This window comes from Vibrio sp. 2-Bac 85, assembly GCF_037546705.1.
In the GTDB taxonomy this organism is placed as follows: domain Bacteria; phylum Pseudomonadota; class Gammaproteobacteria; order Enterobacterales; family Psychromonadaceae; genus Psychromonas.
Map to the genome: position 1 here is coordinate 278645 of NZ_JALAAB010000002.1, position 15023 is coordinate 293667.

9 protein-coding genes, 5 tRNA genes and 1 pseudogene are annotated in these 15023 nt (G+C 37.1%); 5 read left to right on the forward strand and 10 right to left on the reverse strand.

The window, feature by feature from the left end:
- Positions 1-222 precede the first annotated feature (222 nt).
- Positions 223-750 (forward strand): glucose PTS transporter subunit EIIB, encoded by a 528-nt coding sequence (locus MT390_RS04055; RefSeq protein ID WP_499439734.1) that lies wholly within the window; start codon positions 223-225, stop codon positions 748-750.
- A gap of 720 nt (positions 751-1470) precedes the next feature.
- Here MT390_RS04055 and tnpA read toward each other — a convergent pair.
- The 6 genes and pseudogenes from tnpA to MT390_RS04085 form a co-directional block, all read right to left on the reverse strand.
- Positions 1471-1899 (reverse strand): annotated as a pseudogene (gene tnpA / locus MT390_RS04060) (IS200/IS605 family transposase).
- 413 nt (positions 1900-2312) lie between these two features.
- Positions 2313-2389, reverse strand: a tRNA-Pro gene (locus tag MT390_RS04065).
- A gap of 157 nt (positions 2390-2546) precedes the next feature.
- A tRNA-Leu gene (locus tag MT390_RS04070) sits at positions 2547-2631 on the reverse strand.
- A gap of 37 nt (positions 2632-2668) precedes the next feature.
- Positions 2669-2744, reverse strand: a tRNA-His gene (locus tag MT390_RS04075).
- Between the two features lie 19 nt (positions 2745-2763).
- Positions 2764-2840: transfer RNA gene (locus MT390_RS04080), tRNA-Arg, on the reverse strand.
- 48 nt (positions 2841-2888) lie between these two features.
- A tRNA-Pro gene (locus MT390_RS04085) sits at positions 2889-2965 on the reverse strand.
- A 608-nt stretch (positions 2966-3573) separates the two neighbouring features.
- On the opposite strand from MT390_RS04085, the gene MT390_RS04090 reads away from it, so the two are divergent.
- A complete protein-coding gene (locus MT390_RS04090) occupies positions 3574-4584 on the forward strand; it encodes a DUF3014 domain-containing protein (RefSeq protein ID WP_499439735.1) in 1011 nt (336 codons plus the stop codon).
- 219 nt (positions 4585-4803) lie between these two features.
- Here MT390_RS04090 and MT390_RS04095 read toward each other — a convergent pair whose 3' ends face one another.
- From MT390_RS04095 to MT390_RS04110, 4 genes are all read right to left on the reverse strand, one after another.
- Positions 4804-6576 carry a sugar phosphorylase gene (locus tag MT390_RS04095; RefSeq protein ID WP_499439736.1) on the reverse strand — a complete coding sequence of 591 codons (1773 nt, stop codon included), beginning with the start codon at positions 6574-6576 and terminating at the stop codon, positions 4804-4806.
- 103 nt (positions 6577-6679) lie between these two features.
- On the reverse strand, positions 6680-7903 hold the full coding sequence (locus MT390_RS04100) for a glycosyltransferase family protein (RefSeq protein ID WP_499439737.1): 1224 nt from the start codon (positions 7901-7903) through the stop codon (positions 6680-6682).
- A gap of 16 nt (positions 7904-7919) precedes the next feature.
- Complete coding sequence (locus MT390_RS04105) at positions 7920-8906, reverse strand: HAD-IIB family hydrolase (protein ID WP_499439739.1); 987 nt, start codon at positions 8904-8906, stop codon at positions 7920-7922.
- A 436-nt stretch (positions 8907-9342) separates the two neighbouring features.
- Positions 9343-10599 carry an OmpA family protein gene (locus MT390_RS04110; RefSeq protein WP_499439740.1) on the reverse strand — a complete coding sequence of 419 codons (1257 nt, stop codon included), beginning with the start codon at positions 10597-10599 and terminating at the stop codon, positions 9343-9345.
- A 414-nt stretch (positions 10600-11013) separates the two neighbouring features.
- Here MT390_RS04110 and pdsR point away from each other — a divergent pair, with 414 nt between their 5' ends.
- Genes pdsR through MT390_RS04125 form a run of 3 tightly spaced genes read left to right on the forward strand, consistent with a single transcriptional unit; the run spans position 11014 to position 14980 of the window.
- A complete protein-coding gene (pdsR, locus tag MT390_RS04115) occupies positions 11014-11751 on the forward strand; it encodes a proteobacterial dedicated sortase system response regulator (protein WP_499439742.1) in 738 nt (245 codons plus the stop codon).
- Positions 11742-13970, forward strand: coding sequence for a proteobacterial dedicated sortase system histidine kinase (gene pdsS / locus MT390_RS04120; protein ID WP_499439743.1), 2229 nt, complete (start codon positions 11742-11744; stop codon positions 13968-13970). The genes pdsR and pdsS overlap by 10 nt, the downstream gene beginning before the upstream one ends.
- Before the next feature lie 56 nt (positions 13971-14026).
- Complete coding sequence (locus tag MT390_RS04125; RefSeq protein ID WP_499439744.1) at positions 14027-14980, forward strand: coproporphyrinogen III oxidase; 954 nt, start codon at positions 14027-14029, stop codon at positions 14978-14980.
- Positions 14981-15023: the final 43 nt, after the last annotated feature.

Genomic DNA, 15023 nt, shown 5'->3' on the forward strand with positions numbered 1-15023 from the left:
ATCGAGAATTTATTCAATATAAACAGATATTTATATGAAAATCTATTTTGAATTAACTTGTTTGCCCTATCTAATATTAGGTCAAAAATAGTCAGATTGGTGTAATATAAATTTTAACTTCTTTTAAGTGAATGCTCGTACTTACATCAATCAACACAACTCATTTAATTTAAATGCACAGTTAATAGTCAATACTTTAATTGTGTTTTAGGAGTAGTAAATATGTCAAACACCCCATTAACGAATTATGAAGATACTGCTGAAAGACTTGTTTTAGCCTTTGGCAGAAAAGACAATATCACTGACATTGACGCCTGTTTTACTCGTCTACGTGTAAAAGTAGATAAAGTAAAAATTGTTGACCAAAAAACAATAAAAAAACTTGGCGCTTTAAAAGTAATTATCGTCAAGAATGAAGTACAAGCTATTTTTGGCAATAAAGCAGAGCAACTAAAGACCGACATGCAAGAATGGATTTCTAACAAAGCAGATGCAAAACTCGCTAGTGATCTTGTTATGGCTTTTGGTGGCAAAGACAATATCACTGACATTGACGCCTGTTTTACTCGTCTACGTGTAAAAGTAGATAAAGTAAAAATTGTTGACCAAAAAACAATAGAAAAACTAGGCGCTTTAAAAGTAGTTATCATTAATAATGAAATACAAGCTATTTTTGGCAAAAAATCTGAGCAACTAAAAACCGACATGCAAGAATGGATTTCCAACAAAGCTGATAAAACGAATATCTGATGGTAAAAAGTATAGACGAAGTTGATACTTACATGGCTTGCTTAATTTGTAGAAGACACTCCATAAATCGATTGTGACGATCTAAAATCAACAAAAATAGCAACCTAAGATGTAATGCTGATCAGTTAATAAAAAGTATTTATTTTTAGGTATATGTGATCAAAATCCGATGTTCAAACAACGTCGGTATTTTTGTGACTTTAGATTACGACTTTCACCCTATTGAAGCCTTCACTCCTGAACATTACAATTCATTATCTGAAGTCCTTTCTCCTGTTTGAATTGCCCAATGCCTTAAAGAACAAGATGCTATTACCTTGATAAAGACAAGCTACCACTTGAAATGATGGTGTAGGGCATTGTTGGTAGGTAATACTTAGACACCTTCCAATGAACGATATAATCAACCTGTTGGACACTATATAACTCAGCAAACGTTCCTTTTGTCACAACAAGTGCCTTTGTTTAGTAATTAGAGCGGCATCAAATAAATGGTCAAAACTGTTCAACAGCGGAGAGCTACGATGAGCTGGTTTATAATAGAGTTTGAAGACCGCTTGAAGAATCATCTGGTAAAAATGGTAATTACACAGAATTATTTACAGGGTAGATGGCTAAAAAAAACAGTAATCAATCCGCTTTAACTCAACAACCACCTACTAAAGTAGGTGGGTTAGTTTTACGGACTAAAGTCCGGATACGGGTCAAAGACCCGTTGAATTAACCTTCCGTTCTAAAGTTATCGTCACCTTTAACTTCAAAGTGGTGTTCTAGACATTCTTTAATCATTTCTTCGGTAACATCTCCTGATGTTACACAGAAATATCCTCTGGCCCAGAAATGACGACATCAATATCTCTTTTTAAGATCTGGGAAACTTTCAAATAATTTAGCAGATGAATGCCCTTTAATTCTTCTCATTATTTCACTGGGTGCCATATTCGGTGGTGCTTAAACTAAAAGATGAACATGCTCCTTACTCACAACTCCTTTTAAAATCTCAATTTCAAAGGCATTACATGTTTGCCGAACTAATTCTCTTACTTTCAAACCAACATCACCTTGTAATACTTGGTATCTAAATTTAGTAACAAAAACAAACTGATATTGAATTTTAAAAACTGTATGGCTGCCGTATCTATAATCCATAACTACCTCCTAACACTAATAGAGAGATTATAGCTAAAGCTGACCGGCTAAAGCCGATGGTTTTAACCTTTTTGGTGACTAATAAACTTGGTCACCAAAATGGACACCATTTGGTCACCGAGCTAAATTTTAGTGTTTTTTTAGTTATTCAAAGCGACTAAAAGTAGTGTTAAAAAAGAGGGAAATTTGAATAATACTGGTTTAAAACTGGGTTGATATTGTCAAATTAAAGGCGAAAAAAAACCGCTTTTGCGTTTAAGCATAAAGCGGTTTTCTTAATGTGGTCGGTGATAGATGGAGCGAATAAGCGACAGCTTAGTGCCTGAGCTATCTTTTTGACTAATTTAGATTTTTTAATAGATTAAGACGAAAAAACCCGTATTACTTTTAAAAAGTAATACGGGTTTCAAATGTGGTCGGTGATAGAGGATTCGAACCTCTGACCCTCTGGTCCCAAACCAGATGCGCTACCAAGCTGCGCTAATCACCGAGTATTTTATTTGTATTTTGTAATAAAAGATTAAACCCTCTGGTCCAACTCTTTTCCAAAACACTGGAGATGCGCTACCAAATTGCGCTAATCACCGATATTGTTAATATCTAATTAGTCAGGAATTGTAATTAACTAATTGATATTACTGTTTAAATGGTGCGGAATGAGAGACTTGAACTCTCACATCTTACGATACTAGAACCTAAATCTAGCGCGTCTACCAATTCCGCCAATTCCGCAACGACTTAAACATTTTTAAACTTAAGATTTAAAAAATGGGGCGAATGACGGGGTTTGAACCCGCGACAACCGGAATCACAATCCGGGGCTCTACCAACTGAGCTACATCCGCCACTAAACTTTTTTAAAAATGGTACGCCCTACAGGATTCGAACCTGTGGCCTACGGCTTAGAAGGCCGTTGCTCTATCCGGCTGAGCTAAGGGCGCAAAAGCAGGATTTATATCTTACAACGATTTCTCATTGTTTTCAAAATGTGGTCGGTGATAGAGGATTCGAACCTCTGACCCTCTGGTCCCAAACCAGATGCGCTACCAAGCTGCGCTAATCACCGAGTATTTATTCGTATTTTGTAATATAGGGTCAAACCCTCTGGTCCAACTCTTATTCAAAACACTGGAGATGTGCTAACAAACCACACTTACCACCAAGTATTTATTCGTATTTTGTAATACAGGGTCAAACCCTCTGGTCCAACTCTTTTCCAAAATACCGGAGATATGCTAAAAACCACACTTACCACCGAGTATTTGAGCATTGGATATATTGTAAATAACACTATCCGCTCTGTTCATTATTAATCAATGTATATGTTATCACATGTTATTAACTGAACTGTTGAAGCAACTAATCTTTGTAAGAACTTAATGCCTGTCAACGAGGCGAGATATTACTGAGTTGGGTTGTGATCGTCAAACTTTATTTACATATATTTTTCCGCTTGCCGAATAATTAAACGCATTGTCTACAATTAATTCGTTCTTAGTATCATTTTTAGCATTTAATGGTTTGTAACGTCATTTTTTTAAACTTAATTTAAGCTGATTTGATAAGCTACATAAAATATGTTCATGAATTAAATATCATTTTAATCAAACTTGGTACAATATTGTTCAATTATTATAACTTCAGTCTATCTATCATCAACGGAGCGCACTAAGCATGGCTTACCCCGATACAAAAAAAGAGAAAGCCTATTCATGGCTTAATATTGTGCTTATATTAACTTGCCTCACAATGTTTGGCGCAAGCACCTATTTTTTCGCTTATCCAGATACTGCACCGCAATTGATTCAACGTTTAGGACTGACATCTTATTTCAACGATAAAATGGAGAAATTAGCGGCGTTAAAACAAACTCAGCAACAGGAAGCGATGGCCCAACCAAAACAAGAAACTGTTGTTATTAAAGAAACGCTCGAGGTTGAAGAGGTAGAAGTAGCTCAAAAAGAGGAAGATCTGTTAGTGGCTTCGGCTTTAGGTGAATTACCAAATTCGTCGGCACAATCTACTGAAATTGTTATTGACCCTAATTTACCTTTGATCGACGAGTCTGATCCCGTGGTATTAGAAGCGATTGAAGAGTTTAGTGAACAGACATTAATTGTTGATAATTTATTAGAGCAAGATCTGTTACGCAGCACGGTGGTATTTATCGATAATTTTAGCCGTGGTGAGTTTCTTGCTAGCTTTAGTCCATTGATGGCGACTGACATACCATTTCGTAAAAAAGAGAGTAACGGTAAAACTTATGTATCTGTCCTTAATTATCATCGCTATGATAACTACACAAAATATGTAAACTCAATTGACAGTGAAAAAATTGTGGCAACGTACCATATGTTGAAACCACTCATTGACCAAACTTATGCAGAGATTTCGTTACCAGGCGCAGACTTTGATGACGTGTTAAATGATGCGATTGAAATGGCGTTAAGCGTGCCCGTTATCAATGGCCCCATCTCATTAAAGTCCCCTTCTGTGATGTACTTATATAATAATCCAACATTAGAAGCATTAAATCATGCACAAAAACTATTACTGAGATTAGGTGGAAAAAATCTGACCATCATACAAGCCAAATTAGTCGAGATTCAGGCACAGTTAATGTCACAATCAACTGACCCTGTTGAATTGAATATACTCAATACACCTGCTAATGAAATAGATTAAAGTAAATTACTTTAACTAAACCAACTAAACCAATAAAAGAGCCCCTTTCAAACCAGTTTTGAAAGGGGCTCTTTTTTGATAAGTTGCCTCACATTGTTTAACTCAGCTTGAATTCCGTTATTGAGCTTAATTTTTCATAAAACTACTATTCAAAGCACCACGGTTAATAACCCAAGATTCATAACACGACTATTCTTAGCGGCTATTATTAACGGCTAATTACTTATAATGGATATTAGTTATCCATACTGTTTGATAGGGACTTAACACTATCAACTCTTGTTGCATATCTAGCGGTTCACCAGAAATCAATTCAATCCAGTTATCAGTCATAATCAAATTTAACTCTTGAATTGATAACTCCATGTCGTGGTCAGTAATATTGTTAATACAAAAAATACTCTGTTTTCTGTCTAGGCTTTGTCTCCAAAATCCAAATAATTGCAAACCTAAATGTAGCGTAAACTGAGTTGCATTAGGGTGGAATGCAGGTTGCTTAATACGAATATCAAGTAACTCTTTAAGTGATGCTAATACAATCGCATGATGGTCGCTCTTATCCGCTAGGTTTTCTTCAAGCTCTTGATAGTCCCAACGATGACGATTGATAGAGCGATTTTGCTGAGTATTAGCGACTTTTTCATAATCGTTCTGCGTGCCTAGCAAGCTGTGAATGTATATGCCAGGAATCCCTTCTAAAGCGAACATGACAGCGTGTGCGCAAATAAATCGCTCTAAACCGAAGCTATCAGCTCCTTTTGTTGTGCCTTGCAGTGCATCGAACAATGCGATGTTAATTTCATAGGCTTTTTGCTGCCCTAACGCTGTGCTACGCCATGAGACTTTGCCACCGAATGATTGCATGGTTTCAACTAAGGTAGTGAGCTCATAGTCGTTCAGTAAGCCTTCCGCAGGACGTAAGCCAATACCATCATGAGATGCAATGAAATTAAAATAAGCGGTACCATTTTGAGAAGGAGGCATACTCATCAACCAACGCTTTAGATATAAACAGTTACCGGTGACTAAGCTATTAATTAGTAAAGGCGGTAATGAAAAGTTATAAATAGCGTGTGCTTCATTGGCATTACCAAAATAGGTGAGGTTTTGAGTATTAGGAATATTCGTTTCAGTAATAATAACGGCATCGGCTTCTGCATGCTCTAATAATGTTCTTAATAAACGGATGACCTCATGGGTCTCAGGTAAATTAATTGAGCTGCTGTTCAATTTTTTCCATAAAAATGCGACGGCATCAAACCTAAATATTTTAACGCCTCTATCGAGGTATAAACGGATAATGTCGACAAAACTTTTTAACACTTCAGGATTTCTAAAATCGAAATCTACTTGATCGTGACTAAAGGTACACCATACATGCTGTGTACCTTTACCGGTTTCAGTTTTTCTTAATAAATCAGAAGTGCGTGGCCTCACGACTGCTGATAAATCATCTTCCGCCGATGCCGTATAGAAAAAGTCATGCCCTATCCCCTCCCCTTTGATGAAGTTATCAAACCATGCACTTCGACTGGAACAATGATTAATCACTAGGTCAGACATTAAACGGCGATCTTTTGCTATTGCTTGTATCTCATCCCAGCCGCCTAAGGACTCATTAACGCTGGAGTAATCAATAACTGAAAATCCGTCGTCGGAGCTATAGGGAAAGAATGGCAAAATATGAACGCTATTAACAGTGTCACCTAAATAATTATCCATAAAATGTTTTAATGTCACTAACGGTTTTTCATCTGGTTTTAATAATGAATCTCCATAGGTGATCATCACAACATCTTGTTGTGACCAATGACTTTTGTAAGCAATGGGCGTTGAGCAAGCTTCATCTAAACGCATTAATTTAACCAATTGTTCACTAAGTTCTTCACAACTAATGTTCAGCTCAACTTCTTTATAAATAATGTTAAGTTGTTGCACTAATTTATTTTTTAACATGGTTAGCGGCGCTTCCATGTCGTTTATTTCATCCATTCATTTCTCCTTATGCACGCGACCCAATGTTTATTTTAAAAACAGTATTTATTTTGAAGTACTTCAACCTAAACTAACTCTATCTGTAATAATCCCTATTTATTTATTCACTAAATTCTTGGTGATCTAACTCTACTGCTTCTTTTAATTGTTCTAATACATCGGGCATGGCGCTGATCACTCGACTCCAAGAGGGAATAAAAGGCGTATCCATTGGTTTATCTAAAAATATTTGACCTGCGGTCATGACGTTTTCAGCAAACATTTCAATCGCTTTCTCTTCATTATGAATATCCAAACTTAAACCATTCATCATTGCGTCACCTCGATACATCTCTAAATAATCTAATGCAATACGGTAGTAAGTTGCTTTAAGCGTACGAATACTTTCAGTGCTGAATGTTTCACCCTGTGTCGCTAATTTACGGATGAATGCTTTACTGATATCAATGGACATTTTTGATAAACCACCTTCGACGCTTTCTAAAGAAAGATCTTGATGCTTATGATCATAGGCATCTGAAATATCCACCTGACAAGTACGATTACTTGCGTAGTTACGGTGCATTTCTGATAATACGCCTATCTCTAATCCCCAATCACTTGGAATGCGTAAATCGCTTAATACATCTTTGCGGAAAGAGAATTCACCCGCTAATGGATAAAGAAAGCTATCAATGAACTCTAAGTACTCATTATGACCAATGGTTTTCTTCAAGGCTTTGACCAAAGGCGTAACTAATAAACGTGACACTCGGCCGTTAATTTTACCGTCTGCTACTCGTGAGTAAAAACCTTTGCAGAACTCGTAATTAAAACCAGGATTAGCAACAGGGTAAATTAACCTTGCTAATAATGAACGATCATAGGTGACAATGTCACAGTCATGTAATGCAACTGATTCGGCTTTACCAGAAGCTAAGGTATAACCCATGCAATACCAAACATTACGCCCTTTACCTAACTCCTTAGGTGCGACCCCCAGTGCTTGTAATTTAGCATCTAGTGCTTTTAACCTTGGTCCCTCGTTCCATAATACACGGTGATGTTGAGGCAATTTTTTAAAGAATTTGAGTGCATGACGATATTGCTCTTCACTTGCACGGTCTAAGCCAACAATAATTTCAGATAAGTAAGGCACCTCACAAAGGTGATCCACAATATCAGGGAATGCATCCCCTTCTAATTCAGAGAAAAGTGAAGGTAAGATTAACCCCATCGGGCGTGTTGAAGAAAAGGTTTTTAGCTCAGCTTCAAGATCTTCATTACTACGTTGTCTTAAATTGTGCATTGTAGTAACAATGCCATTTTGATAAAAATCAGCCATTATTCAGTTCCTTAATTTAATAAATTTGTGTCGATGATAAAATTTCATTTAAACATTCAGTCCAACCTGCAGGGCCATATAAATGACTTTGGTAAACATGTTCTGTACGCGATAAGGGTGGGAAATCATGCACTGGTGAGCGTACCTGCACAGCAATAGTTGCTTGCTCTAGCATCGCAATATCATTTTTACCATCGCCCATCGCAATACTGATGACTTGCTTATTCGATTCATTGTTTTGTAATAGAGCCTGTTGTAATGGCAATAAAGAGGATGTATTTGCAAGTGTAGTTGAAGACGTTACTGATTGTGTAGTTGAAGCATTATCTAAAGATGAAGTTGAAGGAGGTGCTGACACTGTTATTTGAGCATCTTGTTCCTGTAAATCTTGTTGTAAATATAGCTCCGTTAACCATTGTTGTGCCAGACCTTTATCGCAATGTCCACTGATATGTAGAAAACGCCCGCCTTCTAATACGTTGGCGCCTAAGTGACGCATAAGGTTGTTAAATTCTGTTTTTTGTAGGTCATCTCCCAACCAATTTAAAGGCTCTCCATATTGACGCTGCTTAGCCATTGCTGCATTTTCAATACTTAGTCCTGTCAATTCAGCAAGCTGTTCATTACTCATTTCAGAGAAACCTTGAAACAGGTGTTGGTATGCACTTGCTTCACTATTCAACAGTTGCAGCCAATATGACTTCTCTTTAGAAAAAGATTTAACCCAGTACTTCCCCTGCTCGAGTGTATCGGCAGGTTGTTGTTTGAAATAATTAATAGGGATAAAAACGGCAGCACCATTTTCAATAATAAAAGGAGAGGATAAATCCAGCTGTTCCCGTATTAAGGAGATTTCAGGTAACGTTTTGCTACTATTAGGAATGATGTCTATCGCGTTTAACTTCAGCGTTGCTATCATTTCTGTCGCATCGTCAGTTTGATAGGTGTAATGATCTAATAATGTTCCATCTAAATCGGTAAAAACCAATATTTTTTTAAGCATTAATTCCCCATTTGTTGAGAAGCACCTGATTGCTAAAACTTACTACTTAATTAACTATAATTATATAGCCTTGGGTAGGGCCAACTAACAAAAAAATCAAATGACCTCTGCTTTTGATGGGGCCAACAGTAAAAATTAAGACACTATTGTTATGATTTATACTCACTATTTCGCCATGCAAGGTGATAATTATAACAACAGGTTATTACAAGCCACTTTCAACCCCCTAATAAATAGCATTCATAAACAATGACTTAAATTGTGATAATTTCTTGTTAAATCTAAGTCATCAAATATACAATCATTTTACATGACAAAATAGATTAAAAAAAACAAACTGGCACTTGAAATAACCGTCGCATTGATCAGTTCATGTTTTTTTAACAATCCGTTGATCGCATTTATTTTCGAATCTGATTGATACATGGTATACCCCTTATAATTGATAGCTCAACATAGTAATTAACGGCTCTTCAATAGCCTTTACTTGTGTATTTTGCTGATCCTTTGTGACATTTTTAATATCCCTTTGTGAAGGTATCATGACGTCATTAAATGAAGCTTGCTGAGATAGTTCACTTTGACTATTAAGTGCTTCATTTTCAGCTGGAATACTGCCTTCTTTATTTTCGTTAACGTTAAGATTTTGCTGCTCGTTATGATCATTGTTAAATGATACAAAATCATTTAATACTAATTCAGTATTTACCTGTACGACTTCGTTATTCTGTTTTACTTTGGAAGGAATGAGCACTTGGGTATGAGCAGTCACTTTAGTGTTAGCATAATTAACAGAAGAAACAGCTGCTTCAGTTTCATGAATAATGGCCTGTTGAGTTTCTCTCGCCTGTGCTTTTTTTATCTTGGCTATTTTTATTAATGCTAAGCGTTGTTCAACTTTATCTGTTTGTCTTTTAACGTTGACTGCTAATTTATCTAGTCCAGGCGCATAGGGGCTGACTTGTACTTTTCTCAAACCTTTATTATAAGTGCTTTCCTTTAACTTCATTGCTTCATACTCACCTAATGTCACCAAAACAAGCTGTTGTTTTTCGACCCCATGCTCAATCAAATAATTAGCCACATTTTCAGCTCTTTTATGTGCAAGGCTTAAATTATAAGATGCCCTTCCAGACTTATCCGTATGACCTATAACCTGCCACTTTTTCAATTTAGGTTGTTGCTTTATCAGGTCCACTGTATCTAATAAGGCTAATTTATACTCAGGCGCAATCTTCGATGATGATAAAGCAAATAAAACGTTAGTGGTTTCTGTCTTTACTGTCGTAGGTTCAATAACCATGGCTGTTGGACTTGGCTCTGATTTAGCTTTAGCTTGAAACTGATCTTTTGATTGATTCTGCGCTTTAAAATTATCTGCAGCATTATGTTGGGCTAGTGTATATGCTTCTTCTAGCAAGTTTTGTTCGGCGATAGCAGCCAGTTCATTGGCATCGGTGGTTAATAAACTATTATCTGTTGCTCGTTTAAAAAAGATCACTTGTTGTGATCCTTGATCGTTATTATGTGCAGGTACTTTATAACTGCTTAAATAAGTAGAATAAGCTGAAGCCTGTTTAGTGCTTCTATATTCTTCTAACAAAACTAGGCCTCCCGTAACAGCCGAAAGTACGGCCACACCTAACAATGATTTTTTAAGGTGTGATAATGACGTTGATGTTTGTTTTGACATGCCAGACTCCTTTAACATTAAATATTGCAACTTAGGTTGCTGTTTAGATGTCAGTATTACAACAAACTTAAATGGCAAGATTAGGGACAAAAAGTGGCAAACTACTGATCAATAATGTTCAAAAAGTGGCAATGCTATATTTAGCCAAACCTACTGATAAGATTTTTGTATACTTAACCTCAATTCTGGTTAATGAAAGCGGAATTGAGGTTAGTTAAAATCATAAGATTATATTTTTTGCCTATACAGTGCCGTTAGTTATGCGTAGTTCAAGGCGAATTATTGAAGCAATAACGGGTTATTGAGAGATAATTTAACGAATAAATCCACGGAAATAACGGTATTGTATCGCTTTGCTTATCCAGAACTGAGGTTACTTAACCTTCCACCAGCAATAAAGGAATAACACTCAATATGAAACGTATTGCAATAATTGAAGATGACCATGCTATTCGTGAAAACTATATGGACCTAATGCAACGCTACGGTTATCAAGTAGAGGGTTATTCAGGTAGAGAGCAAGCGATGCAAGCCTTCAATAGCCGCTTGCCAGACTTAGCAGTGATTGATGTGGGTTTAGGGCACGAATACGATGGTGGTTTTTTGCTATGTCAGCAGTTAAGACAATTATCGGCGAGTTTACCGATTATCTTTTTAACTGCCCGTGATAATGATTTCGATAGCATTTCCGGATTACGCTTAGGGGCCGATGATTATTTAAGTAAAGAAATTGGTTTAGAGCATTTAATGGTACGTATTAGCGCTTTATTCAGACGTATCGGATTAAGTGAGAGCAATGCACAATCACAACATAATATTTTACAGCGCGGTGCATTAACCATCGATAATGACAAAATGCAGATTAGCTGGCAGGGTAATAATTTAGAAGTGACTATCACCGAATTTTGGATTATTCACGCGCTCGCCCACAAATCAGGCGTAGTAAAAAGTCGCCAACAATTAATGACCGATGCCAACATGGTGGTCGATGACAATACTATTACTTCTCATATTAAAAGGATCCGTAAAAAATTCATGCAAATAGACCCATTATTTGACGAGATAACCGCCATTTATGGCATGGGTTATCGTTGGGATGTAAGCTCTGAAACAGGAACACAACATACAGCGCAATCTTCATTATGCAATTAAAGTGGGGGTTACGTGGCAAGGTATTAGCACTCAGTAGTTTATTATTGCTGTTGCCATTATTTGCCTATCAGTTTGTGGTTGAGATGGAGAACTTTTTACGTGAAGGGCAACAACAAACGCTACTCGGTACCAGCAGCGCAATTGCTACTGCTTTACATGAAAGGCCGAGTCTATTTAATGAGCACGCCAGTTTTTTGCCTAATGTCACTAAAGGGCAGGATTTATATGTTCATAATCTTGAGCAAGCCATTCGCTTAGATGCGAATAATGAGGATTGGGGAGTAAATCGAGGGTTTATAAATAGTTATCAAAATGATCAACTTGAAGCACAAAAAGAAAAAACGAATACAAATAATGTACACTTTAATCAATTATTAGGTAAGCGAGACGGTTTCTTATACGCGCATTTTGAAGTCTCTAATCAACATCCAATTACACGAGAAAAAAGTTCAACTCAAGTCACCGACAATGACCATTTAATTATTGCCATGAGTTCGCCCGAAGGCTTGCTGCAACGTTATATTATTTCGGTCGCGAATGACGGCTGGTTTAATGCTTACCGGTATCCGCAACATAGTATTTACGCAACAAACCTAACGCGAGAAAAGTCCATTCAAGGTATCTGGCAATCTACGAAACAGGGTTACAATATTGAGTTACGCATACCACTTACATTATTAGGCGATAAGCTTGGTTTTCAACTCAACACAGCCTCGACATTGAATTCAAAGCAGATAGACAATGCAATCAGCACATCTAATTTATTAGATATCAGTAAACTCGGCAGCGTATTGATCCCTTCTCCAGAGATAGAGCAAATACTCTTAGCAATGCGTCATACACGCGCAAGGCTTTGGGTGGTTGATAGGCATCAACGTGTTATCGCACAAGCTGGAGATATTCATCAAGCAACAGGGATTTGGCCTGCAGAATCAACTAATGTTCAAGAGGCCAGTTTCTGGACCAAGATTGAAGCAAGATTTTTATCTCCACTCTATTCACTGTTATTAGAACAACCAGAAAATCATTTTATAGATAAAAACCAACACACCACACAACTTAATAATAACCTCGTGAAACAAGCATTAGCAGGAAAAGCGGCCACCCAATGGCGTTTAAGTAGTGATAAAAAAGTATCTATTCTCAGTGCAACTCACCCAATATTTGTTCATGATAAAGTAGTCGGTGTAGTGATAGCAGAGGAAACTAATAACGGCATCATTACATTACGTAACCAAGCCTTACAAAAGATGTTCAGCGTATTATTAGCTGTTATTTTTGTCGCAGGTGTTCTGCTATTTTTATTCCTCTCCACTGTTATCAACCGAGTTCGTGCTTTGCGTGACCAAAGTGAACAAATACTAGATAAAAATGGGCGTCTGAAGGGTACATTTGTTGCCAGTAAACACAGCGATGAAATTGGCGACCTATCACGCAGCATGGCAGGTATGGTTGAACGCTTGGGTCAATATCATCAATATGTTGAGCAGCTATCTTCTCGATTATCTCATGAGTTAAGAACGCCTGTCGCGGTAGTGCGCTCTTCATTGGAGAACTTATCTTTATTACCCTGCAACGATCAACAACAAAAATACATCGAACGTTCTCAACAAGGTATTCAACGACTCAGCAAAATACTTACTAGCATGAGTGAAGCCAGTCGCATTGAGCAAAGTTTACAACAAGCGGAAAAACAACAAATAGACCTGCGCTTATTATTAGACAGTTGTTTGCAAGGATATGAAATGGTGTATCCACAATCCACATTTGAAAAACACCTTGGTGAGGCCCCTGCCTTGATTAATGCAGATCCTGATTTTTTAGTGCAGATGTTAGACAAAATCATTAATAATGCGGTTGAATTTTCTATTTCTAAACAAGCGATTGTTATCAGCTTAGAGAAAGTGACGAGTAATTTATCGAACGTTGGCAGTAAAACAGTGAGTAGTAAAACATTAGGTAGCACACAACAAACTGATCACATCAGTCTAAGCATTACTAATCAAGGTGTATTGTTAAGTTCAGACAATAATCAGGATTTATTTCAATCAATGGTATCTGTGCGCCCTGCTTCTCAACAACATGATACTCACCTAGGTTTAGGTCTTTATATTGCCAAAATGATTTGTGAACACCATCAAGCGACTTTAACTATCGAAAACAATAGCGACTTGACGGGCGTCACCGTAACCATTACCTTGCCCCTTATTCACTCTTAATTGTTATTACTCAACAATAATTGAAACTGACCACTTATATTAATACAGGAATCTTTATGCGCGTATTGGCCACTTCAAAGAAAGCTCAGTTTGCTTTAACAGAACTTAATCAAGTTCAACAATATTTTGTACAAAAACTACAGAAGCTTTCTACTGGCACTGAATTTAAAAGTGTTGAATGGTTAAGAGATAATGGCACTCATGGTGGAGGTCAACGTTTCGAAGCAACCACTAATATGGTATTTAATCGCGCTTCTGTTAACGTATCGCAAGTACAATATGAGGATAAGCCTGATAAAGCTTTTTTATCGGCAACCGCTTTGTCTACCATTATTCATCCTCAACATCCGCTTGCTCCTTCAATCCATATTCACGTGAGCTGGACGGAACTTAAGAATGGACAACAGTACTGGCGTTTAATGGCGGATTTGAATCCTGCCATTGCTGATGCTTCGGATAATTTACTCTTTAACAATATGTTACAACAAGCCAGTGGAGAGTATTTTGAAAGTGGTATTGCACAAGGTGAAGCATATTTCTTCATTCCTGCATTAAATAAACACCGTGGAGTGAGTCATTTTTACTTAGAAGGTTTTACCGGTAATGAGCACACACCTGAATATTTTGGAATTGATTTTGCCACCCAGGCTATCGACTGTTATATCGCTATCTTAAACGATAAATTCAGTCGCTTACCGCCACCTTCAGATCAAGAATTGCAGCAACAATTAGATTATCACACGCTCTATTTTTACCAAGTACTGACCTTGGATAAAGGCACAACTGCAGGGCTGTTAATTCATAGCCAAAATGATGTCGGCACATTAGGCTCTTTACCTGCTTATATTAATCGAGATTTGTTAGCGAGCTGGGTAGCTCACTCGCCATCAGAAAAACAGCCTTTAGTACAATCCTTGGTGGACCTGTTACCGCCACAAAAAAGTGTGCACGTTGACGCTAATATTAAAGCGAATATTGCGCAGGCTATACGACAACATTATACAGCTTGATTTTGAACACTAACATTTATAGCTAACAGCTATCTATAAATGT

What these genes read in the sequence shown, in the direction of transcription:
- MT390_RS04100 (WP_499439737.1), bottom strand. Translation starts at nt 7,903, where the DNA reads ATGGCTGATTTTTATCAAAATGGCATTGTTACTACAATGCACAATTTA.
- MT390_RS04095 (WP_499439736.1), bottom strand. Translation starts at nt 6,576, where the DNA reads ATGGATGAAATAAACGACATGGAAGCGCCGCTAACCATGTTAAAAAAT.
- MT390_RS04090 (WP_499439735.1), top strand. Translation starts at nt 3,574, where the DNA reads ATGGCTTACCCCGATACAAAAAAAGAGAAAGCCTATTCATGGCTTAAT.
- MT390_RS04125 (WP_499439744.1), top strand. Translation starts at nt 14,027, where the DNA reads ATGCGCGTATTGGCCACTTCAAAGAAAGCTCAGTTTGCTTTAACAGAA.
- pdsS (WP_499439743.1), top strand. Translation starts at nt 11,742, where the DNA reads ATGCAATTAAAGTGGGGGTTACGTGGCAAGGTATTAGCACTCAGTAGT.
- pdsR (WP_499439742.1), top strand. Translation starts at nt 11,014, where the DNA reads ATGAAACGTATTGCAATAATTGAAGATGACCATGCTATTCGTGAAAAC.
- MT390_RS04110 (WP_499439740.1), bottom strand. Translation starts at nt 10,599, where the DNA reads ATGTCAAAACAAACATCAACGTCATTATCACACCTTAAAAAATCATTG.
- MT390_RS04055 (WP_499439734.1), top strand. Translation starts at nt 223, where the DNA reads ATGTCAAACACCCCATTAACGAATTATGAAGATACTGCTGAAAGACTT.
- MT390_RS04105 (WP_499439739.1), bottom strand. Translation starts at nt 8,906, where the DNA reads ATGCTTAAAAAAATATTGGTTTTTACCGATTTAGATGGAACATTATTA.